This window comes from Janthinobacterium woesei (assembly GCF_051380875.1).
Classification (GTDB): Bacteria; Pseudomonadota; Gammaproteobacteria; order Burkholderiales; family Burkholderiaceae_D; genus Janthinobacterium.
The window spans coordinates 84,878-105,916 of the sequence record NZ_JBNYXW010000002.1 but is presented as its reverse complement, the minus strand read 5'-3'; the positions used below and the strand labels follow the sequence as shown (position 1 = coordinate 105,916).

Here is a 21,039-nt window from a genome sequence, read left to right as displayed (position 1 = left end):
GCACAGCAAGTACGAGGATACTATCAAAGCTCCTGCGCCACGCGTGTGCACATGAAAAAAAGCACGCGCAATGGTTGTCAATGATGGTCAATGCTTGTACGGGAAGGTATTCCAGGCCGACTGTGCGGCGCTGGCAAGGCAGCATGGACAACGCTCGCTCGTTGAAACGAAGTGACTGGACGGCGGCCGATACGCAGCTCAGGCGGAAGCGGCCAACAGGTTTGCCGCGCCATGCGCATCCCAGGCATCGGCGCAGCGCACCACTTCGCCCACGACGATGATGCTGGGGCTGCCAAGGCCGCTGGCCAGCAAGTCGGCAGGTAAATCGTGCAAGGTACTCAGCAACTGGCGCTGCGCGGCCAGGCTGGCCGATTGCACCACGGCCACCGGCGTGCCCGGCGCCATGCCGCCGGCCAGCAAGCCCGCTTGGATGGCAGCCACGCGCGCCACGCCCATATAGATAACCAGGGTCAGGCCACTTTGCGCCAGCGCAATCCAGTTCGGCTCCGAGGCACTATCCTTGCCATGGCCCGTGACGAAAATGGCGCCCTGGCTCCAGCTGCGGTGCGTCAGCGGCACGCCGATGCTGGCCGGCGCGGCCAGGCCGCTGCTGATACCCGGTATCACCTCGACTGCCACGCCGTGGCTGCGCAAATAGGCGCGCTCTTCCCCGCCACGGCCAAACAGATACGGGTCGCCCCCTTTCAGGCGCACCACGTGCAGGCCCGCACGCGCTTCAAGCAGCATCAAGCGCTCGATGAAGGCTTGCGGCGTGGAGGCGCAACCGCCCCGCTTGCCCACTTCGACCACGCGCACGCCAGGCGCCGCATGCGCCAGCACGGCGGGATTGACGAGGTCATCGATCAGCACCACGTCAGCGCGTGCGATGGCCTTCACGGCTTTCAGGGTCAGCAGGTCCGGGTCGCCGGGACCGGCACCGACCAGCGTTACGCTACCTTGTTGTGCCATGATGAAATCTCCAGTCAGAAAAAATGGCCGATGGCAAACGACGCCGCATACGCTTCCGGCGCGCTGCCATCCCACACCGCACCGTCGCACAGGGTCGATGTGCGCATGGGCGACGCTGGCAAGGGCGTCTGCGTCATTTCCGCCGCCTGGCGGTACAGGTCGATGCGGCTGACCTGCCTTGCCACGGCCAGGTAATCGGGTTCCTCGCGCAGCAAGCCCCAGCGCCGGTGCTGGGTCATGAACCACATGCCGTCCGACAGATACGGAAAATTGACGGCGCCGCCGTTGTAGAACCGCAAGCCGTGCGCCTCGTCCCACGTCTTGCCCAGCCCATCCTGGTAATGGCCGAGGATGCGCGGCGCCAGCATTTCCTGCGGCGTATGCAGATAGGCGGGGTCGGCCAGGGTGGCCGCCATGGCCATGCGGTTTTCATCGCTGGCGTCGATCCAGCGCCCCGCGTCGAGCACTGCGGCGATCAGGGCGCGGCAAGTGTTCGGATGCTGGCGCGCAAACGCGGCGCTGGTGCCCAGCACCTTGCCCGGGTGGTCGGGCCAGATCTGCCCGCTGGTGGCAGCCGTCACGCCCACGCCATCGACGATGGCCTTGTAGCCCCACGGTTCGCCCGCGCAAAAACCATCCATCTGGCCGGCGCGCAAGGCTGCCACCATCTGCGACGGCGGCACCGTCATCACGCGCGCATCGCGCAGCGGGTCGATGCCATGCGCGGCCAGCCAGTACTGCAGCAGCATTGCATGGTTGCCCGTTGGAAAAGTATGCGCAAACGCAAATGGCCGCGCCGCGCCGCGCATGTGCTGCGCCAGGGATGGGCCATCGTGGGCGCCCTCGCGCGCCAGCGCCGCCGACAGGGTCACTGCCTGGCCGCTGTGATTCAGGTTCATCAACACAGCCATGTCACTGTGCTGCCCGCCGATGCCCATCTGCACGCCATACACGAGGCCATACAACACGTGGGCCGCGTCGAGCTCGCCGCTGTTCAATTTATCGCGCACGCCAGCCCACGACATCTCGCGGCTCAGCTCGATCTTGATGCCGTATCGTTCATCGAAGCCCAGCTTCGATGCCATCACCAGCGAGGCGCAGTCGGTCAATGGCAGGTAGCCGACGCGTATCGTCTGTTTTTCCGGATGCATGGACCGCATCACGTGGGCGCTGCTTCCTGCTTGGCTGCCCGCTTGCTTTGTCATACCATTCCTTGCTGAAAGATGCCATCTTGCCGCGCCACCGTCCGTGGCCAGGCTACCCTCACCGAGCAGCAAAGAGCGTGCCAGCAACGCAAGATGATTTGCCGTGCATAGCGGCTGGAAATGCACTGAAATGGTGCAACGCACCAGAATGCATCATGAAAGGCACGTGGATACCTCATCCCAGCAAGTCCTCCACGTCGATGATGCGCTGGGCAATGTCCGCCAGTTTCAGCTTCTTGTTCATGGCCATGCTGCGCAGGCGCTGGTAAGCCTGCTCTTCCGTCAAGCCGTGATGCGTCATCAACAGGCCTTTGGCCCGCTCGATGACCTTGCGTTCCTGCAACTTGTGGCGCGTGTCGAGCAATTCGGCGCGCAATTTCTCTTCCTGGCGAAAGCGCGCCAGGGCCACGTTGAGCACGGGCAGGATGCGCTCGGCCTGCAAGCCGGCCACGATGTAGGCCGAAACGCCGGCCGCCATGGCCGCATCGATGCTCGCCGTGGCGCCGTCTTGCGTGAATAGCACGATAGGGCGGCGCTCTTCGCGCGTGGCGATGACGATGTGCTCGAGCACGTCGCGCGCGTCCGATTCGGCGTCGATGATGATGAGATCGGGCTGCAGCTGCGCGATGCGCTCAGGAAGGTAGAGGTCGGCAGGCAGGGAGGCGACGATGTCAAAGCCCGATTCCAGCAAGCCGATACGCAGAGCATTGCCGCGCTGCACTTGTGCCGCCAATGCCGCATTCTCGTGCACGCCGTGCTCGATGATGGTATTGACGACAACGATGCGCAGGGGTCGATCAAGCGCTGGCTGGGTACGGCTGGACGTCATGGGAGCTATCTACAGTGGCTAAACAATAACCACTGTAGCAAGCAAGAATCAAACCAGACGCGTTTCTCTTATTTCAAGGTCGGCATGGCAAACTCGGCGCCGGCAGCCGTGGAAGCGGGCCAGCGCTGCGTGACGGCTTTCTGTTTCGTGTAGAAACGCACCGATTCCGGGCCATGCGCGTGATGGTCGCCAAACAGGCTGCGCTTCCAGCCGCCGAAGCTGTGGAAGGCCATCGGCACGGGAATCGGCACATTCACGCCCACCATGCCTACTTGCACGCGGTGCGTGTACTCGCGCGCGGTGCCCCCATCGCGCGTGTAGATGGCCGTGCCGTTGCCGTATTCGTGCGCATTGACCAGGTCCAGCGCCGTGGCGAAATCGGGCACGCGCACGATGCACAGCACGGGGCCGAAGATTTCCTCTTTATAGATCGTCATGGCGGGCGTGACGTGGTCAAACAGGCTGCCACCGAGGAAAAAGCCCTGTTCGTGGCCCGGCAAGACGAAACCGCGCCCATCGCAGACCAGTTTCGCGCCCTCTTGCACGCCGGTGGCGATATAACCGCTGATCTTGTCCTTGTGCACCTGCGTCACCACGGGGCCCATTTCGGCCTGCAAATCCATGCCCTGCGTGATTTTTAACGCCGCAATGCGCGGCACCAGCGCGTCGACCAGTTGATCGGCCACATTGCCCACCGCCACCACCACCGAGATGGCCATGCAGCGCTCGCCAGCCGAACCGAAGGCCGCGCCCATCAGCGCATCGACCGTCTGGGCGATATCTGCGTCCGGCATGACGACCATATGGTTTTTCGCGCCGCCCAGGGCTTGCACGCGCTTGCCTTGCGCACAGCCGGTGGCGTAGATGTATTCGGCAATCGGCGTGGAGCCGACGAAGCTGACGGCGCGCACGTCCGGGTGGTGCAGCAAGCCATCGACGGCTTCCTTGTCGCCCTGCACCACGTTGAAGACGCCGTCAGGCAAGCCCGCGTCCGTCAGCAGTTGCGCCAGCAGCAGGCTGGCCGACGGGTCGCGCTCCGACGGTTTCAAGACGAAGGTGTTGCCGCAGGCAATGGCCATGGGGAACATCCACATCGGCACCATGACGGGAAAGTTGAATGGCGTGATGCCGGCGCACACGCCCAGTGCCTGGCGGATCGACCAGGCGTCGATGCCGCCGGCCACTTGTTCGCTGTATTCGCCCTTCATCATTTGCGGAATGCCGCAGGCAAACTCCACCACTTCGATGCCGCGCGTCACTTCCCCCTTGGCATCCGTAAACACCTTGCCGTGTTCAGCCGTGATCAAGGCCGCCAGCTGATCGGAATGTTCTTCCAGCAACTCCTTGAACTTGAACATGACCCGCGCGCGGCGCAGGGGCGAGGTTTGCGACCAGGCGGGAAACGCCGCGTGGGCGGCGGCCACGGCCGCGTTCAATTCACTGGGCGTGGCCAGCGAGACCTTTGCCGTGACCGCTCCCGTGGCGGGATTGAACACGTCGCTGCTGCGCTCGGAGCGCGATACCATGGGGTTGCCACCGATAAAGTGGCCGATCATTTGCGTCGTCATCTTGCTTCCTTCATTATTGAGTCATCAGCCATTCATGGGCCGGGTCATTCTTGAAATGCCACACCCGTTTCGGGCCGGCCATCACGTTCAGGTAGTAACCGTCGTAGCCATATGGCACGGTGACGGGGTGGTAGCCGCGCGGCACCATCACCACATCGTGGTTTTCCACGGCCATGGCTTCGTCGATGGAGCGGTCATCCGTGTAGACCCGTTGATACGCAAAGCCCTGCTCGGGATTCAAGCGGTGGTAATAGGTTTCTTCCAGCGAACTTTCCAACGGGATATTGTCGCTGTCGTGCTTGTGCGGCGGATAACTCGATGAATGACCGGAAGGCGTCACCACTTCCACCACCAGCAAGCCATCGGCCTCTTCCGTTTGCGGCAAGATGTCGCACACATAACGCGTGTTGGCGCCCTTGCCGCGCACGGAACGCGTCATGGTCGATGGTTCGATCAGGCGCGCCGCACGGTGGGTGCTGGCCGGGGCGCTGCACAAGGCGACCTCGGCGTTGCCCACCGCCGTGATGCTGACCGCTGTTTCCAGTGGCACATACACGGCATACGGTGCGCGCTCTTCAAACACGCTGGCGCGCCCGCCGATGGTTTCCCAGGTTTGCTCGCCCGCCTTGACAGTAATCCTGCCCGTCAGCACGACGATGCACAGTTCACGCGTGCCCGTCTCCAGGCTCAGCGATTCGCCTGCCGCCAGCCGGTGCGCGGCAAAGCCCACATGCGTCCAACCAGCCGACTCGGGCGTGACTTCGACGATTTTGCCGCCAGTCTTGTTGGCCTTGACCAGCAGCGGGCTCATGCCGCCTCCCGGCCCAGGCGCGGGATTTCATCGACCAGTTGGGCCAGGTAGTCATGGCCCATCTTCGCGTATTGATAGCTGGGGGCCACGGCCGGGTCTTGCTCCGCTTCCACCACCAGCCAGCCCGTGTAGCCGTGGCGGTACAGGCTGCTCAAAATCGCCGGGAAGTCGATGCTGCCATCGCCTGGCACGCTGAACGCGCCATTGATGACGGCTTGCAGGAAGCTCCAGTTGCCATTACGCGCCAGTTTCACCACGTTCGGACGCACATCCTTGCAATGCACGTGGCAGATGCGCTCGATGTGTTTGTTGAGGACCGCCAACGCGTCGCCACCGGCAAAGGTGATATGACCGGTATCAAACAACAGGCCAACTTCCGGGCCCGTCAACGCCATCAGTTGATCCACGTCAGCGGGGGTTTCCACGTAGGCGCCCATGTGATGGTGGTAGGCGAGGCGCACGCCGTGCGCCAGCAGGTGGGCGGCAAAGGCTGTCAATTTGTCTGCATACGCTTGCCATTGCTGCTGCGTCTGGAAACGCGGGCGTTTATACAGGGGGCGCGCTTCACCCTGGATGGCGTCCGCCACTTCGCCGTACACCATCACCGTGGCGCCGCTGTCGGCCAGCAAACGCAAGTGCGACGCCACGGACGCGATCTCTTCTTCGACCGAACGCTGCGCCAGGCGGCCCGAATACCAGCCGGAAACGCAAGCCAGGCCGTACTTGCCCAGCACGGCATTCAAGGCAGACGCTTCCTTGGGAAACTTGTTGCCCAGCTCGAAACCGGCATAGCCGATCTCGGCGCCTTCTTTTAACGCAGTCTCCAGCGGCGTCTCGCCACCGAGCGACGGCAAATCGTCGTTCATCCACGAGATCGGGTTGATGCCGATGCGAACATTCCAGGTCGTTGAGTGATGCATGTCAATTCCTTTGCTTCAGGCGTTCGGTTTCATAACGGGCGCGGGCAAGCTGCACGCGCAGCTGGGGTGACACCTCCGGCACGGCCACTTCCCACCAGCAACCCCCCTCCTCCGTCGTGCGCGTGTCGTCCGTATTGATGCAGATCAGATACGTGCGCGGCGCGGCGCGGGCGCGCAGCATGGCGCTTTCCAGTTCGGCGATATTGCCCACGTGTTCGCTCAAGGCGCCCAGCGCGCGCGCATGCAGGGCGAAGTCGATCACGGGGGCGCTGTCGGGCAACATATTGTTGAACGAGGCATTACCGCAGGCCTGCTGCAGGCGGTTGATGCAACCGTAGCCGCGGTTGTCGAGCACCACGATGATGAGCTTTTTACCCAGCATGACGGAGGTGGCGATTTCCGAATTCATCATCAGATAGCTGCCGTCGCCCACCATGACGATCACTTCCGATTCCGGTTTAGCCATCTTGACGCCCAGGCCGCCGGCGATTTCATAGCCCATGCACGAGTAGCCGTATTCCATGTGGTAGCCGCCCGGCGTGCTAGTGCGCCACAATTTATGCAGTTCGGCCGGCAAGGTGCCCGCCGCGCAGACGACGATATCGCGCGAGGTCGAGTCTGGTGCGGAACGCTGCACGGCGCCGATGACTTCGCCGTCATACGGCAAGCCCGCCACCTCGCGCTGGCCCGTGATGGCCGCCACCGTGTCGCGCCACGCGTGACCGGCCTGCTGTGCGCGCTCCAGCCATTGGCCGGCGCTGTTCCAGCCGTCAAGATGGCGCGACAGGCCCTGCAAGCCCAGGGTGGCATCGGCCTGCAAGCCCAGCCCCCGGCGTTTCAAGGCGTCAAAGGCATTCACATTCAGGCTCACCAGTTGCGCTTGCGCAAACAGGGAGTTCGAGCCGGTCGTAAAATCCTGCAGGCGCGTGCCCACGGCCAGCACCACGTCCGCCTCGGCTGCCAGCGCATTCGCAGCGGGCGAGCCCGTCACGCCGATGGCACCCAGTTGCAAGGGATGGTTCCACGGCAGCGAACTCTTGCCGGCCTGCGTCTCGGCCACGGGAATGCCATGGCGCTCGGCAAACGCCTGCAAGGCGGCGCTAGCCTTGCCGTATAGCACGCCACCACCGGCCACGATCATCGGCTGCTTCGCGTGCTTTAGCAATGCGGCCGCTTCTTCCAGTTCCTGCAAGATGGGCGGCACGGCGCGGAAACGCACGAGGCGCGGTTCGAAGAAATCGGCCGGATAGTCATACGCCATGGTTTGCACATCTTGCGGCAAGGACAGGGTCACGGGACCGCAGGCGGCCGCGTCCGTCAAGGCGGCAATCGCCCGTGGCAAGGCCGTCAGCAATTGCTCTGGGTAAATAATGCGGTCGAAATAGCGCGACAGCGGCTTGAAGGCGTCATTCACCGACACGCTGCCATCGCTCGTATCTTCCAGCTGCTGCAGCACCGGATCGGGCGCGCGCGAGACAAACACGTCGCCGGGCAGCAAGAGCACGGGCAAGCGGTTGACATGCGCCAAGGCGCAGGCGGTGAGCAAATTGGTGGCGCCCGGGCCGATGGAGCTAGTGACGGCCATCATGCGCCGGCGCATGTGGGCTTTCGCGTAGGCAATAGCCGCATGCGCCATCGCCTGCTCATTGTGCGCGCGGTAGGTGGGGAAACTGTCCTTGTATTGGTACAGCGCTTCGCCCAGGCCCGCCACGTTGCCGTGGCCAAAGATGGCGAAGGCGCCACCGAACAGGGGCTGACCATCCTCCGTGCGCAGGGCGGCCAGATAACGCACCAGCGCCTGCGCCATGGTCAAACGAACGGTTTCTTGCATTTGCGCGCTCATGCTGCACGCTCCAGACGGTTGCGCGTGCGCTGCCACAGGGCAATCAACTGCTCGAAGTTGGCGCGCACGGCCGCGATCAGGCCCGCGTCGTCGAGTTCGCCCGCCAGCCAGCGACGGCTCGGCTCCTGGAAGATGGTGCGTCCCACCATGAAGCCCTTGCACGTCGTGCTGGCACTGGCTTCTTCAAAACTGGCGGCCAGCGCGGCGATGGGCGCGTTCAAGCCAAGTAATACCACGCCACGGCAATACGGATCGCGCTCGTGCACCAGCGCATCGATGGCTTGCCATTGCTTGGCCGACATGCTTTCCAGCTTCCACCATTCCGGATAAATGCCCAGGTTGTACAGGCGCTTGACGGCGCGCAAGAGCGTATCGTCGCCGTGCGGCAAGGACTCCGGCGGTATGACTTCGAGCAACAGTTCATGACCACTCACTTGCGCCGCGTCATACAGGGCCTTGATCTGCGCTTCCTGTTCCAGGCGGTTTTCCACCGCATCGTCCGGGTGCAGCTGCACCAGGCATTTGATGACGTGCTCTTTCGGCCAGCTGACCAGGTGCGAGCCGATGGAACGGCCCCAGTCGAATTGCAGGGGATTCGAGCCGGGCAATTCCACGGGACGGCCCATCCACCAGCCGCGTCCCGTCGCATCGTTCAAGGCATCGACGCCATAGCGGCCATCGATCAGCACGCCCGTCTTGCCGGCCAGGTTCAAGGCCGTTTCCGTCTGCGCCACCGCTTGCACCATCAGTTGCTTCAATACCGCAATGCGCGACTCGGACGCGCCCGTTTGCTGCGCCAGCTCAAAGAATTGCGTGCGATGGTCAAAGGCGAACACGCACAGTTCGTCCCATTGCTTGCGCGCCACCGTCGTGCGGTGCAAACGGGCCAGCGTGGCGTCCTGGTCCGGCTGCGCCAGTTTCGCCGTGTTCGCCAGGAAATACTCGAGTTCGACGGGCGACGGCATGGCTGGCGCGCAAGCGTGGCGCGACACGACCAGCGCGCCGCAGGCATTCGCATAGCGGCAGCACGCCTCGTAGCCTTCGCCGCGCAGCCAGCCCTTGAGAAATCCCGAGATGAAGGCATCACCCGCGCCCAGCACGTTCAACACCTCGACCCGCACGCCACGGTAGTTATACGCGTCGTCGAGGCTGTGCGGCACCACGCTGTCGATGACGGCGCTGCCCAGCGGCCCGCGCTTGACGACCAGGGTGGCCAAGGTGGCGGCCCGCACGGCGCGCAAGCTGGCCATGATGTCGGCACCACCGCCGGCGATCATGAATTCCTCTTCCGTGCCCACGACCAGGTCAAACTGCGGCAAGATCGATTGCAAATGCCTGGTCACGCCATCATTGGAAACGAAGCGCGTTTCGCCGTCCGCCTTGCCCGACAAGCCCCACAGCACGGGCCGGTAATCGATGTCGAGCACGGTGCGCACATTGTTGGCACGGGCCAACTTGAGGGCGTGCATGCTGACGCCATGCATGGCGGCCGTGGAAAAATGCGTGCCAGTAATCAAGAGCGCCTTGCTGGAAGCAATAAAGGCGGCGTCGACGGAAGAAGGCTCGATGGCCATGTCGGCGCAATTTTCCCGGTAGAAAATCAGGGGAAAGGTGTTTTTATCCTTGATGCCCAGCATCACCAGCGCCGTCAGGCGCTCGGGATCGATGCTCACATGGCTGACATCGCAGCCTTCGCGCGCTAAAGTTTCCGTGAGGAAGCGGCCCATGTGGTCATCGCCCACCCTGGACAGCATGGCGGACTTCAAGCCCAACCGGGCCGTGCCAAAGGCAACGTTGGCCGAGGAGCCGCCCAGATACTTGGCGAAACTGCTGACGTCTTCCAGCGGGCTGCCGATTTGCTGCGCATACAGGTCGACCGCCAGGCGGCCCAGGCAGATCACGTCGAGCGCGCGGCCCTGGGCAAATTGTGTCGGGTTATTCATGGTTATCCTTAAATCGTGACACCGTCGAGTTCACTCATCAGCGTTTGCATTTCCGCACCGCCGGCCATCATGTCGAGTACTTCATCCTTGGAAACGGTTTCCTTGGTGTAGGTACCCAGCGACTTGCCCCGGTTCAACAAGGTGAACGAGTCGCCCACGGGATAGGCGTGGTGCACATTGTGGGTAATAAAGATCACGGACAAGCCCCGTTCGCGCGCCTTGTAGATCAGTTTCAAGACATTGAACGATTGCTTGACGCCCAGCGCAGCCGTCGGTTCATCGAGGATCAGCACGCGCGCGCCGAAGTGGATGGCGCGGGCAATGGCCAGGCATTGCCGCTCGCCGCCCGACATGGTGCCCACGGCCTGGTGCGGATCGCGCACCATGATGCCCATCTCGGCCAGCTTGTCGCGCGCCGTGTTGGCCGCATATTCCATGTCCATGACGGGCAGTACGCCAAACATCTTGCGGATCGGCTCGCGGCCCATGAAGAAATTGCGCGCCACCGACAACAGGGGTACCAGTGCCAGGTCCTGGTAGACGGTGGCCACGCCCAGGTCCAGCGCCTCTTTCGGCGAACTGAAACTGACCGGCTTGCCATCGACCAGGTACTCGCCGCTGGTGGGACGGTGCACGCCGGCCAGTGTCTTGATCAGGGTCGACTTGCCGGCGCCGTTATCACCCAGCAAGCAATGCACTTCGCCCGGTTTCAAGCGCAAGGTGACGTTTTGCAAGGCGATGACGGAGCCGAAACGTTTGCTGATATTTTCCAGCGCAAGGATGTATTGGCTCATGGCTTATCTCGCTTCCGTGACACGCGCACGGACAAAGTTATTGAACAGCACGGCGATCAGCAGCATCACGCCGAGGAAGACGCGGAACCAGTCCGAATTGATATTCGTGTAAGTAATACCGATCTGCACCACGCCGAAGATCAGCGCGCCGAAGCAGGCGCCGACGACGGAACCGTAGCCGCCCGTCAGCAAGGCGCCGCCGATGACGGCCGCAATGATGGCTTCGAATTCCTTCTGCATGCCACGGTCGGCGGCGGCCGAACCCACGTCAAATACTTGTAAGGTAGCAAACAGGCAGGCGCAAAAGGCAGTGAAGACGAACAGCGAGACCTTGACTGTTTTCACGGGCACGCCCACGTTCTTGGCCGCGTTGGCGTCGCCGCCGACGGCGAAGATCCAGTTGCCGATGCGGGTGCGGGCCAGGACGAAGCCCGACACCAGCGCCAGAGCACCCCACCAGACGATCACTTTCGGAATGCCTTTCACCAGCGGCGCGCCATTGTCAAGCGCCGTGATCCAGCCGGCCTTGGCCATCCAGACAAACAGCGACGTGCCCACCTCGCCATGGAACAGGGTCATGGCCAGCCAGTCTTCGGTGGCCAGCGCGCCGATGCCGCTGACGATGGTGCGGTTGGCGAACATGATCGACAGGGCCAGAGTCAGGCCGCGCAGGATGAACAGGAACGCCAGCGTGACGATAAACGAAGGCAAGCGCGTCTTGATGACCAGGTAGCCGTTGAGCCAGCCCAGCGCCATCGAGCCGGCAAAGGCAAACAGGATGGCGGCCCACACGGGCCAGTGGAAATACACGGAAGGGATGGCGATCATCATGCCGGCAAAGCCGATCATGGAGCCGATCGACAGGTCGAACTCGCCGGCGATCATCAGCACGCAGGCGCCGATGGCGATGATGCCCAGGTAGGCCGCCACCTGGGCCCAGTTGATCACGCCGTCGAGGTTGAACATGCCCGAGTCGCCGGCCGTCAGGATGAAGAACGCAAACACCAGGATGGCGCCCGAGATCGAGGCGAATTCGGGACGGCTGAACAGCCGCTTGAGCCAGCTGACTTGCCCCACGCGCTCGTCGGCGCCCTGTTCGCCCTGTTGTTTCGGCGCGGCGGTAGCGGCCATGCCGCCCTGCTCCACGCTTAATTTCACGCTACTCATGCTATGTCTCCCTTGTTTTATCGCAAACTGCCAGCCTCAACCCAAAATCGCGGGCGGCAGGACCCGCGCGCCGGCAGGCATGGCCTGCGCGCGGGGACAACGACTGATGTATTGAATTGGAACGCGGATGCTGAATGCTGAATACTTAATGCTTAACGGAACTGCCCGGCGTACTTCTCGACTTTGCCGATATTGTCCTTGGTCACATAACCAGGGCCGGAACCGATATGGCGCGGGCCATACGATGGCGCCAGGCCGTATTCAGCCATGCGAGCCTTGAATTTGGCATTGTTCATCAGCTTCTCGCGTACCTTGGCCAGGTCGGTGGTCTTGTCCTGTTTCATGATGGCCAGCACGGCCACGGGGATGTAGCCTTGCAGGTAGGGCTGCTGGTCGATGGCGAACTGAATGCTGCCATCCTTGATCGCTTTCGAGATTTCCTCCGACAAGTCAAACGTGGCGAACCACATCTTGCCCTTCAAGCCCATTTTCTCCAGCGCCTTCAGGGAAGCGTGGGCCGAGGTGGGGCCCAGCGCCAGCACGGCCTGGGTCTTCGGGTTGTTGCGCAGGAACGCGCTCAGCTTGCTTTCGATGGTGGTCGGGTCTTCGCCCGCATCCAGGGTGGCCGCCTTGAAGTCGACGCCGATCGCTTCGGCAAAACCACGGCAGCGTTCGAACGAAGAGGGATTCGTGGCGTAGTGGTTCACGCACACGAAGGACTTGATGCCGGCCGCCTTGGCTTTTTCACCGGCGCCCTTGCCTGCCTCATATTCAGGCTGGCCCACGTGCATCACGGCGCCCAGTTGCTCGCTTTGCGCCAGCGTCCCGGAATTGATGGTAATGAAAGGGATCTTCTTGGCAGCCACCAGGCCCAGCGGCTTTTGCAGCACGCTGAAGTCGGCGATGCTGACGATCACGCCATCGTAGTTGCGGGCCGCAGCCTGCTCGACCAGGCGCGCCATGTCGGCCAGGTCGCCATTCGGCGGATTGCGGTAGTCGACCGTGACATTGAAATCCTCGCCAGCCTGCTTGACGGAATTCTTGATCGTATTCCACCAGGAATCGGAATCGGGCGCATGGCTGATCAGCACGAATTTTTCGCCCGCCGCGTGGCTGGCGCTCATTCCCAGGCTCAGGCTCAGTCCCAGGCCAAGTCCCAGCACGGCCAGGCGCTTCAGAAATTGCTTACGCTTATTGCTTTGCATGAATGTCTCCTTGAAGGATTAATTTTTATAGTTGCCAGCTTTTGTCGCGTGTCATCGGGACCGAAAAAGCGGCAAGACCGATGCACTGCGCACAGCTTAGGCCACAAAAAAGACAAATGCAATAAAATTTTCAAATTAAATTTAAATAGAAATTCATTTCTATTTTTAAAATTCCCTCCTATAATTCTCGCCAGAACCAGCCGCAGTGATTCAGCGGCCCAGCAAGCACACCGAGGAAAAAATCATGGCAGCCACCGCCCCCATCGAACAACTGATGCAGCAGATCGCCGCCGAGTACGACAAGCTGTCGCGCCAGTTGAAAGTCATCGCGCAATATATAGAGAAGCACCGCGCCAGCCTGATGCTTGAGCGCATCAGCGATATCGCTGCCGCCTGCGACGTGCAGCCGTCGGCCATCGTGCGCTTCGCGCAGCGCTTCGGCTATACGGGTTTTTCCGAAATGCAGGATGTGTTCCGCCAGGCCTACACGGACCAGGCGGGCGCCGCGCCCGACTACCAGCAGCGCATCCGCAAGCTCATTTCCACGCGCGACGTCGCCCTCAGTGCCGGCGACCTGACGCGCGAATTCGTCGGCGCCAGCCGCGCCGGCCTCGATGACCTGGCCGCCGGCCTCGACGACGCCCAGCTGGAAGCGGCCGTCAACCTGCTGCTGAAAGCAGAGAATATCTACGTGATCGGCGTGCGCCGGTCGTTTCCGATCGCCTCCTACATCGCCTACGCGCTCGAACACACGGACAAGCGCGTGCACCTGATTAGCGGACTGGGCGGCATGCACCGCGAACAGATGCGCAGCGTGCGCGAACGCGATGTGGCGATCGCCATCAGTTTCTCGCCTTACGGCAAGGAAACCCAGCAGTGCATCAAGGCGGCGCAAGACAGGGGCGCCAAGGTCCTGGTGATTACCGACAGCAAGCTGGCGCCGCTGGCGCGCAGCGCCGACGCGCTGTTGACCGTCACCGAGGGCAGCGCCTTCGCCTTCCGCTCGCTCACCAGCACCATCTGCCTATGCCAGGCGCTATTTATCGCGCTGGCTTATAAATTAGAGCTCGACATCGAAGAAATCCACACCCCAGGAGAACATGATGATTGAAGTAGCATTGTTCGGCGCCGGACGTATCGGCAAAATCCACGCGGCCAACCTGGCTGCACAGCCGGGCGTACAGTTCAAGTACGTGGTCGACGTCAACTTGGAAGCGGCCGCCGCGCTGGCCAGCTTGCATGGCGGCAGCAGCGCCACGGTGGAAGCGGCGCTGGCCGATCCGGCCATCAAGGCCGTCGTCATCGCCTCCAGCACGGACACGCACGCCGACCTGATCTTGCGCTCGGCTGCCGCCGGCAAGGCCATCTTTTGCGAAAAACCCGTCGACCTGACCATAGCCCGGGCGCGCGCCTGCGCCGCCGCCGTCAAGGAAGCCAAAGTCATGTGCATGCTGGGCTTCCAGCGCCGCTACGACCCGACCTTCAATGCCGTCAAGCAACGCCTCGAAGCGGGCGAGATCGGCACGCCTGAATTGCTGGTCGTCACCAGCCGTGACCCTGGCCCACCACCCGTGAGCTATATCAAGGTTTCGGGTGGCATCTTCAAGGATATGCTGATCCACGATTTCGACATCTTTCGCTGGATACTCGACGACGAAGCCGTCAGCGTGCACGCCACGGGCAGCTGCCTGGTCGATCCGGCCATCGGCGAGGCGGGCGACCTCGATACGGCAGTGGTCACGATCCGCACGGCCAAGGGACGTTTGTGCCAGATCAATGCCTCGCGCCGCGCCGCATATGGCTATGACCAGCGCTTCGAAGTGCTGGGCAGCCAAGGCATGCTGCAGGCGGGCAACCACAAGCCGACGGAAGTGACAGCCTATGGGGCCGTCAACGTCAGCGTGGACAAGCCGGAAGACTTCTTCCTGGAACGCTACCGCGTTGCCTACGCGCAGGAAATGGGGCATTTCTTTGACGCCCTCGCCCACGGCACGCCGCTGCGCACCACCGTCCACGATGGCTTGAAAGCGCTGGAACTGGCCGAAGCGGCCACCCTGTCGTGGCGCGAAAGTCGTGTCGTGACCTTATAAACCAAGAATAACAATACCTGGAGACAGCATGTCATCCCCAACATTGAAAGTGGGCATCGTTGGCCTCGGCCGCCTGGGCCAGCGCCATGCCATCAACCTGGCGCAGCGCGTGCCGAACGCGCAAGTCGTGGCCGCCTGCAGCCCCGTGCAAGCCGAACTGGACTGGGCTGCCAGCGCGCTCGGCATCACCACCGGCTATGCAAATTACGCTGCCCTGCTGGCCCATCCGGGCCTGGACGCCGTCTTCCTCGTCACGCCCACGTCCCTGCACGCAGAGCAGATCATCGCCGCCTTGCGCGCCGGCAAGCATGTGTTTTGCGAAAAACCGCTGTCGCTGGACCTGGCCGACTGCCTGAAGGTGGAAGCGGAAGCGGCGCGCCACCCGCATTTGACCGTCATGATCGGCTTCGTGCGCCGTTTCGATGCCAGCTACCATGACGCGCAGCAAAAAATCGCACTAGGCCTGATCGGCAAGCCGTATCTGGTGCGCTCGCAAACCTGCGACCAGAACGACCCCAGTGGCGCCTTCATGCGCTTCGCCCCCACCAGCGGCGGCATTTTTCTCGATTGCAGCGTGCACGACATCGACCTGGCGCGCTGGCTGCTGGGCAACCCCGTGCCCAAGCGCGTGTATGCGAGCGGCACCAATGCCATCCACACGGGTTTGCAGGCATACGGCGACGTCGACAACGGCCTGGCGACGGTGGAGTTTTCCGATGGCAGCATGGCCAGTTTCATGGCCTCGCGCACGATGGCGCATGGCCATGAAACCCTGACGGAAGTGTTCGGCACGGGCGGACGCCTGGCCGTAGGCAGCAATCCACGCCTGAACCGCGTGGAAATTTCGGATGCGCATGGCGTGCGCAATGAATGCACGCCAGACTTTTATGCCCGTTTTGCCGATGCCTTTTTGATCGAGGCGCAGGAGTTTACCGACGCGGCGCTGGGCCAGCGCACCTTGTCGCTGACCTTGCACGATGCCACGGAAGCGACGCGCATCGGCCTGGCCATGACGCAAGCCATGCGCGAGGCGCGGCCGGTGCAATTCTAGCCTTTTGCAGGCCGCTCAGGCAGCCGGTGCACGAAACGGCTGCCTGGGCTCGACGGCCAGCCTTAAGCCCATGAATCACGGGAATATGAAAAGATAAGAAAACAGCACCATCTTGCGGCGGAATGCCCGCAGCGGATGCAAAACTGCCCTGACGACTGATCCATGTCAGATATCCATTCACACTTGTTATAGAAAAATGTTGCCAATAGCCAGTGCATCACCTGCCCTCCATTGCGCTATACAATAAACGCCCGACCACTCCCGCAACGAGCACGCCGCCATGATGCCCGCCGACAGCCACTCCCCTCCCCTTGACCACGTGGCCGAGCGCTACGTCAAACTGATCCTCGCCATGGGCCAGCACGATGCGTCGTATGTCGATGCCTATTACGGCCCGCCCGAATGGCAACAGCAAGCCATCGAGCAACAACAGGGCTTGAGCGACATCAAGGCGGCTGCAGACATGGTGCTGGCACTGTTCGCCGGCGACCACTGCCTGCGCGCCGTCAACTTGCGCAAACAGCTGCAGGCACTACTGGCGCGGGTGGACATGCTGCAGGGCGCGCGCCTGGATTTTGATACGGAAAGCGCGCGCCTGTACGACGCCGTCTCGCCCCACCACAGCCGCAGCTACTATGCAACGCTGGTGGCGGAAATCGATGCCCTGCTGCCGGGCGATGGCACGGTCAGCGCACGGGTCAATGCCTTCCGCGCACAATTGGTCATTCCTGCCGACAAGCTGCGCGCCGTCATGGATGCGGCCATCCGCGCCGGCCGCGAACGCACCTTGCAATACATCGCCCTGCCCGAAGGGGAAGATTTCGTGCTGGAATTTGTCAGCGACAAGCCCTGGAGCGGCTACAACTGGTACAAGGGCAACTACCAGAGCGTGATCCAGATCAATACGGACTTGCCCGTGTATATCGACCGCGCCGTCGACCTCGGTTGCCACGAAGCCTATCCGGGCCACCATGTGTACAACGTGCTGCTTGAACGCGACCTGGTGCGCGGCAAAGGCTGGCTCGAATACTGCGTCTATCCGCTGTACTCGCCGCAATCGCTGATCGCCGAAGGCACGGCCAATTACGGCATCGAACTGAGTTTTACGGATGCCGAGCGGCTGGCCTTCGAACAGCAGGTACTGTACCCGCTGGCCGGTCTCGACCCGGCGCTGGCACCACGCTATGCGCAGCTCAATGCGCTGCTGGCCAGGCTCAGCTACGCCGACAACGACATCGCGCGCCAGTACCTCGAAGGCAGCCTGGCGCGCGAAGAAGCGCTGGAATGGCTGGTCAACGTGCGTCTGTATCCGGCCGAAAAATCAGCGCAGCGCCTGCAGTTCTACGACGCCATGGGCGCGTATGTCATCAATTACAACCTGGGCCAGGACATGGCGAAAGCCTATGTCGAGCGCCAGGGCAGCACGCGCGAGGCACACTGGGCCGCATTTTGCGACCTGATGTCGTCGCCCCGCGTGCCCAGCGCGCTGCGCGCTGAGTAACAGCAGGTTGCCGATGGCGCGCTTCAGCGCCAAAGACTGGGCAGACTGGCTGCGCAAGCAAGCTGCGGTGGATCTGGCAAAGACCGACGGGCTAGCTGGGCTGCACCATCGCGTACAAGAAATCGCTGGCAAAATAATCGCGGCGACGTAAACAACAACGGCCCGCTTGTCCAAGTGACAAGCGGGCCGTTTTCTATTGCAACTGCGCTTACGCGATGCGTTCGCCGTTGGCCGGGTCAAACATGGCCGCCTTCGACAGATTGAACGAAAGCTGCATGGTCTGGCCTGGCAGCACCGCTTCGCGCGGGTGCGTGCGGCAAGTCACGGCGGCGCCGTTCAGGCGCGTCGTCAGCAAGGTATCGGGGCCGGTCGGCTCGACCAGGTCGACCAGGCAAGCCAGTTCCTGGCCCACGTCGCCATGCGCGCTGCTCATGTCCGTGATCTGTTCCGGGCGTACGCCCAGGATCACGTCGCGGCCCGCGTAGCTGCGCAGCTTGTCGGCCGAAAACGGCAGTGCCAGGCGCATGCTCTTGCCCGCGTTCTCGATGGCAACAAACACCTCGTTGCCTTCGATCAGCGGCTTGACGGTGATGAAGTTCATCGACGGCGAGCCGATGAAGCCGGCCACGAACAGATTGGCCGGGTTGTCGTAGATTTCCTGCGGCGTGCCCAGTTGCTGCACCACCCCATCCTTCATGACGGCGATCAAATCGCCCATGGTCATCGCCTCGATCTGGTCATGCGTGACGTAGACGATGGTGGCCTTCAGGCGCTGGTGCAACCGCTTGATCTCGGCGCGCATTTCCACGCGCAGCTTGGCGTCCAGGTTCGACAGCGGTTCATCGAACAGGAACAGCGAGGGCTTGCGCGAAATGGCGCGGCCCATGGCCACGCGCTGGCGCTGGCCACCCGACAATTGCGCTGGACGGCGGTCCAGCAAGTGCGTGATCTGCAAGGTTTCAGCGACGCGGGCGACGATTTCTTCCTGCTCGGCCTTCGGCACTTTTTTCACGTTCAGGCCGAAGGCGATGTTCTGGCGCACCGTCATCGACGGGTACAGCGCGTAGGACTGGAACACCATGGCGATGTCGCGGTCCTTCGGCGGCAAGTCGTTAACCACCTTGCCGTCGATAAGGATTTCGCCCGAAGTGACGCTTTCCAGGCCGGCCACCATGTTGAGCAAGGTCGATTTGCCGGAGCCGGAGCCGCCGACGAGGATCAGGAACTGGCCATCCTTGATCTCGATGTCGATGCCTTTCAGCACTTCGACGCCATTCGTGTACACCTTGCGGATGCTGCGTATTGATAAACTGGACATATTATTTCCTTAACCTTTGACTGCGCCTGCGGTCAGACCGCGCACAAAATAACGGCCTGCGACCAGATAGACCAGCAGGGTCGGCAGCGCGGCAATCACCGCAGCGGCCATGTTGACGTTGTATTCCTTCACGCCCGTGGACGTGTTGACCAGGTTGTTCAAGCCCACCGTGATCGGTTGCGAGTCGCCGCTGGCGAACACGATGCCGAACAGGAAGTCGTTCCAGATCTGCGTGAACTGCCAGATGATGCAGACGACGAAAATCGGACCCGAAATCGGCAGCACGATCTTGCGGAAGATCAGGAAGAAGCCGGCGCCGTCGATGCGCGCCGCCTTGATCAGTTCTTCCGGCACGCCAATATAGTAGTTGCGGAAGAACAGGGTCGTAAACGCCGTGCCATACACCACGTGCACGAAGACCAGGCCCGTGGTGGTATTGGCCAGGCCGAATTCGCCCAGCAAACGCGCCATCGGCAGGATCACCACCTGGAACGGAATGAAGCAGCCCACCAGCAAGGCGGCGAACAGCATTTCCGAACCGCGGAAACGCCAGTGCGCAAACACATAGCCGTTGAAGGCGCCCAGGAAAGTCGAGATCAGCACGGCAGGAATCACCATCTTGATCGAGTTCCAGAAGAACGGCTGCATGCCGTCGCAGGTCACGCCCGTGCAGGCCGAAGACCAGGCCTTGGACCAGGAATCGAACTGCCACACATGCGGCAGCGCCAGCAAGTTGCCGCTGCGGATCTCGTCGAGCGACTTGAACGACGTCGACAGGGTCACGTACAGGGGCACGATGTAGTACACCGCGAACAAAATCAGCAGCAGGTATAAAACCACCCGCCCCAGGGTGAGTCTGTTGTTACGTGTAGGATTGCGTGTGTGTGTCATCTCATCGCCTTTGCGCTGCGCGTTTCCAGGTACATCAGCGGCACGAGCACGGCCACGATGGTGGCCAGCATCATCATTGCCGATGCCGAGCCCAGGCCCAGCTGGCCGCGGGTGAAGGAAAACTGGTACATGAAGATGGCCGGCACGGACGACGAGTTGCCAGGTCCGCCAGCCGTCAATGCGATGACCAGGTCGAAGCTCTTGATGGCGATATGCGCCAGGATCAGCAGCACGCTGAAGAACACGGGCCGCATGGCGGGAATCACGATGCGCCAGTAAATCGTCGGCAGGGACGCGCCATCGACTTGCGCCGCCTTGATGATTTCGTCATCGATACCGCGCAGGCCGGCCAGGAACAGGGCCATGACGAAACCCGACGACTGCCATACGCCGGCGATCACCACCGTGTAGATGGCCATGTCGGAGTTCACCAGCCAGTCGAAGGTAAACGAGGTCCAGCCCCAGTCGTGCATGACCTTTTCCAGCCCCAGGCTGGGATTGAGCATCCATTTCCAGGCCGTACCGGTGACGATGAAGGACAGCGCCATCGGATACAGGTAGATGGCGCGCAGCGCGCCTTCGGCGCGGATTTTCTGATCCAGCAAAATTGCCAGGAACAGGCCGATTGCAATGCTGCAACCGATGAACAGGACACCGAAAATGCCCAGATTCTTGAGCGAGGTCCACCAGCGTTCATTGTCGAACAGCTCGTAGTATTGCACCAGGCCGGCGAACTCGTAGTTCGGCATCAGCCGCGATTCGGTCAGCGACAGCCAACCGGTCAAAAAGATAAAACCATAGACGAATAGCAGGCTGGCGATGAGCGTGGGGCCCAGCACCATCTGCGGTATCCATCGGTCGAAATGCTTGCGTATGGACATAGGACTGCCGTAGAAGTAAAACTGTGTGTGGCACCGGCCTGGGCGAACGCCAG

General features: G+C 62.1%; 19 protein-coding genes. 5 read left to right on the top strand and 14 right to left on the bottom strand.

Annotated features, from left to right (window positions below):
• Positions 1–198: 198 nt before the first annotated feature.
• The 11 genes from cobA to ACQ4W6_RS02200 all read right to left on the bottom strand — a co-directional run bounded on the left by cobA (position 199) and on the right by ACQ4W6_RS02200 (position 13,254).
• The gene (gene cobA / locus ACQ4W6_RS02250) at positions 199–969 is read right to left on the bottom strand and encodes a uroporphyrinogen-III C-methyltransferase (protein WP_436565555.1); all 771 of its coding nucleotides are present in this window, start codon (positions 967–969) and stop codon (positions 199–201) included.
• Between the two features lie 14 nt (positions 970–983).
• Positions 984–2,174, bottom strand: a complete 1,191-nt coding sequence (locus ACQ4W6_RS02245; protein ID WP_436565554.1) for a CmpA/NrtA family ABC transporter substrate-binding protein — start codon at positions 2,172–2,174, stop codon at positions 984–986.
• Positions 2,175–2,349: 175 nt separating this feature from the next.
• Positions 2,350–3,003: an ANTAR domain-containing response regulator gene (locus tag ACQ4W6_RS02240; protein WP_436565553.1), complete on the bottom strand. Its 654-nt coding sequence runs from the start codon at positions 3,001–3,003 to the stop codon at positions 2,350–2,352.
• A 68-nt stretch (positions 3,004–3,071) separates the two neighbouring features.
• Entirely contained in the window at positions 3,072–4,571 is a 1,500-nt protein-coding gene (locus tag ACQ4W6_RS02235) for a CoA-acylating methylmalonate-semialdehyde dehydrogenase (RefSeq protein WP_436565552.1), read from the bottom strand.
• Positions 4,572–4,584: 13 nt separating this feature from the next.
• Positions 4,585–5,382: a 5-deoxy-glucuronate isomerase gene (gene iolB / locus ACQ4W6_RS02230; RefSeq protein ID WP_436565551.1), complete on the bottom strand. Its 798-nt coding sequence runs from the start codon at positions 5,380–5,382 to the stop codon at positions 4,585–4,587.
• Complete coding sequence (gene iolE / locus ACQ4W6_RS02225; RefSeq protein WP_436565550.1) at positions 5,379–6,302, bottom strand: myo-inosose-2 dehydratase; 924 nt, start codon at positions 6,300–6,302, stop codon at positions 5,379–5,381. Before iolE ends, iolB begins: the two co-directional genes overlap by 4 nt.
• A 1-nt stretch (position 6,303) precedes the next feature.
• Positions 6,304–8,133, bottom strand: coding sequence for a 3D-(3,5/4)-trihydroxycyclohexane-1,2-dione acylhydrolase (decyclizing) (gene iolD, locus ACQ4W6_RS02220; RefSeq protein WP_436565549.1), 1,830 nt, complete (start codon positions 8,131–8,133; stop codon positions 6,304–6,306).
• An 8-nt stretch (positions 8,134–8,141) separates the two neighbouring features.
• Positions 8,142–10,088 (bottom strand): bifunctional 5-dehydro-2-deoxygluconokinase/5-dehydro-2-deoxyphosphogluconate aldolase, encoded by a 1,947-nt coding sequence (locus tag ACQ4W6_RS02215; protein ID WP_436565548.1) that lies wholly within the window; start codon positions 10,086–10,088, stop codon positions 8,142–8,144.
• 8 nt (positions 10,089–10,096) lie between these two features.
• Positions 10,097–10,882, bottom strand: a complete 786-nt coding sequence (locus ACQ4W6_RS02210) for an ATP-binding cassette domain-containing protein (protein WP_436565547.1) — start codon at positions 10,880–10,882, stop codon at positions 10,097–10,099.
• Between the two features lie 3 nt (positions 10,883–10,885).
• A complete protein-coding gene (locus tag ACQ4W6_RS02205; RefSeq protein ID WP_436565755.1) occupies positions 10,886–12,013 on the bottom strand; it encodes an ABC transporter permease in 1,128 nt (375 codons plus the stop codon).
• A gap of 188 nt (positions 12,014–12,201) precedes the next feature.
• A complete protein-coding gene (locus ACQ4W6_RS02200; protein ID WP_436565546.1) occupies positions 12,202–13,254 on the bottom strand; it encodes a sugar ABC transporter substrate-binding protein in 1,053 nt (350 codons plus the stop codon).
• A gap of 244 nt (positions 13,255–13,498) precedes the next feature.
• Between ACQ4W6_RS02200 and ACQ4W6_RS02195 the strand changes: the two genes are divergently transcribed.
• The 5 genes from ACQ4W6_RS02195 to ACQ4W6_RS02175 all read left to right on the top strand — a co-directional run bounded on the left by ACQ4W6_RS02195 (position 13,499) and on the right by ACQ4W6_RS02175 (position 18,047).
• Positions 13,499–14,365 carry a MurR/RpiR family transcriptional regulator gene (locus ACQ4W6_RS02195; RefSeq protein ID WP_436565545.1) on the top strand — a complete coding sequence of 289 codons (867 nt, stop codon included), beginning with the start codon at positions 13,499–13,501 and terminating at the stop codon, positions 14,363–14,365.
• A complete protein-coding gene (gene iolG / locus ACQ4W6_RS02190; RefSeq protein WP_436565754.1) occupies positions 14,358–15,344 on the top strand; it encodes an inositol 2-dehydrogenase in 987 nt (328 codons plus the stop codon). The genes ACQ4W6_RS02195 and iolG overlap by 8 nt, the downstream gene beginning before the upstream one ends.
• 28 nt (positions 15,345–15,372) lie before the next feature.
• On the top strand, positions 15,373–16,395 hold the full coding sequence (locus ACQ4W6_RS02185) for a Gfo/Idh/MocA family oxidoreductase (protein WP_436565544.1): 1,023 nt from the start codon (positions 15,373–15,375) through the stop codon (positions 16,393–16,395).
• Positions 16,396–16,675: 280 nt separating this feature from the next.
• Positions 16,676–17,896 (top strand): hypothetical protein, encoded by a 1,221-nt coding sequence (locus ACQ4W6_RS02180; RefSeq protein WP_436565543.1) that lies wholly within the window; start codon positions 16,676–16,678, stop codon positions 17,894–17,896.
• Positions 17,897–17,909: 13 nt separating this feature from the next.
• A complete protein-coding gene (locus ACQ4W6_RS02175; protein WP_436565542.1) occupies positions 17,910–18,047 on the top strand; it encodes a hypothetical protein in 138 nt (45 codons plus the stop codon).
• A 57-nt stretch (positions 18,048–18,104) separates the two neighbouring features.
• Here the strand turns inward: ACQ4W6_RS02175 and ACQ4W6_RS02170 are convergent, their stop codons facing one another.
• Genes ACQ4W6_RS02170 through ACQ4W6_RS02160 form a run of 3 tightly spaced genes read right to left on the bottom strand, consistent with a single transcriptional unit; the run spans position 18,105 to position 20,986 of the window.
• Positions 18,105–19,214 carry an ABC transporter ATP-binding protein gene (locus tag ACQ4W6_RS02170; RefSeq protein ID WP_436565541.1) on the bottom strand — a complete coding sequence of 370 codons (1,110 nt, stop codon included), beginning with the start codon at positions 19,212–19,214 and terminating at the stop codon, positions 18,105–18,107.
• 9 nt (positions 19,215–19,223) lie between these two features.
• A complete protein-coding gene (locus ACQ4W6_RS02165; RefSeq protein WP_436565540.1) occupies positions 19,224–20,105 on the bottom strand; it encodes a carbohydrate ABC transporter permease in 882 nt (293 codons plus the stop codon).
• Positions 20,102–20,986 carry a carbohydrate ABC transporter permease gene (locus ACQ4W6_RS02160; RefSeq protein WP_436565539.1) on the bottom strand — a complete coding sequence of 295 codons (885 nt, stop codon included), beginning with the start codon at positions 20,984–20,986 and terminating at the stop codon, positions 20,102–20,104. Before ACQ4W6_RS02160 ends, ACQ4W6_RS02165 begins: the two co-directional genes overlap by 4 nt.
• Positions 20,987–21,039: the final 53 nt, after the last annotated feature.

Excerpts from the sequence above, each read along its gene's own strand:
- iolG (WP_436565754.1), top strand. The coding sequence starts at position 14,358 with ATGATTGAAGTAGCATTGTTCGGCGCCGGACGTATCGGCAAAATCCAC.
- cobA (WP_436565555.1), bottom strand. The coding sequence starts at position 969 with ATGGCACAACAAGGTAGCGTAACGCTGGTCGGTGCCGGTCCCGGCGAC.
- ACQ4W6_RS02245 (WP_436565554.1), bottom strand. The coding sequence starts at position 2,174 with ATGACAAAGCAAGCGGGCAGCCAAGCAGGAAGCAGCGCCCACGTGATG.
- ACQ4W6_RS02195 (WP_436565545.1), top strand. The coding sequence starts at position 13,499 with ATGGCAGCCACCGCCCCCATCGAACAACTGATGCAGCAGATCGCCGCC.
- ACQ4W6_RS02165 (WP_436565540.1), bottom strand. The coding sequence starts at position 20,105 with ATGACACACACACGCAATCCTACACGTAACAACAGACTCACCCTGGGG.
- ACQ4W6_RS02210 (WP_436565547.1), bottom strand. The coding sequence starts at position 10,882 with ATGAGCCAATACATCCTTGCGCTGGAAAATATCAGCAAACGTTTCGGC.
- iolD (WP_436565549.1), bottom strand. The coding sequence starts at position 8,133 with ATGCAAGAAACCGTTCGTTTGACCATGGCGCAGGCGCTGGTGCGTTAT.
- ACQ4W6_RS02180 (WP_436565543.1), top strand. The coding sequence starts at position 16,676 with ATGATGCCCGCCGACAGCCACTCCCCTCCCCTTGACCACGTGGCCGAG.
- iolB (WP_436565551.1), bottom strand. The coding sequence starts at position 5,382 with ATGAGCCCGCTGCTGGTCAAGGCCAACAAGACTGGCGGCAAAATCGTC.
- ACQ4W6_RS02205 (WP_436565755.1), bottom strand. The coding sequence starts at position 12,013 with ATGGCCGCTACCGCCGCGCCGAAACAACAGGGCGAACAGGGCGCCGAC.
- ACQ4W6_RS02240 (WP_436565553.1), bottom strand. The coding sequence starts at position 3,003 with ATGACGTCCAGCCGTACCCAGCCAGCGCTTGATCGACCCCTGCGCATC.
- iolE (WP_436565550.1), bottom strand. The coding sequence starts at position 6,302 with ATGCATCACTCAACGACCTGGAATGTTCGCATCGGCATCAACCCGATC.
- ACQ4W6_RS02170 (WP_436565541.1), bottom strand. The coding sequence starts at position 19,214 with ATGTCCAGTTTATCAATACGCAGCATCCGCAAGGTGTACACGAATGGC.
- ACQ4W6_RS02175 (WP_436565542.1), top strand. The coding sequence starts at position 17,910 with ATGGCGCGCTTCAGCGCCAAAGACTGGGCAGACTGGCTGCGCAAGCAA.
- ACQ4W6_RS02200 (WP_436565546.1), bottom strand. The coding sequence starts at position 13,254 with ATGCAAAGCAATAAGCGTAAGCAATTTCTGAAGCGCCTGGCCGTGCTG.
- ACQ4W6_RS02235 (WP_436565552.1), bottom strand. The coding sequence starts at position 4,571 with ATGACGACGCAAATGATCGGCCACTTTATCGGTGGCAACCCCATGGTA.
- ACQ4W6_RS02215 (WP_436565548.1), bottom strand. The coding sequence starts at position 10,088 with ATGAATAACCCGACACAATTTGCCCAGGGCCGCGCGCTCGACGTGATC.
- ACQ4W6_RS02185 (WP_436565544.1), top strand. The coding sequence starts at position 15,373 with ATGTCATCCCCAACATTGAAAGTGGGCATCGTTGGCCTCGGCCGCCTG.
- ACQ4W6_RS02160 (WP_436565539.1), bottom strand. The coding sequence starts at position 20,986 with ATGTCCATACGCAAGCATTTCGACCGATGGATACCGCAGATGGTGCTG.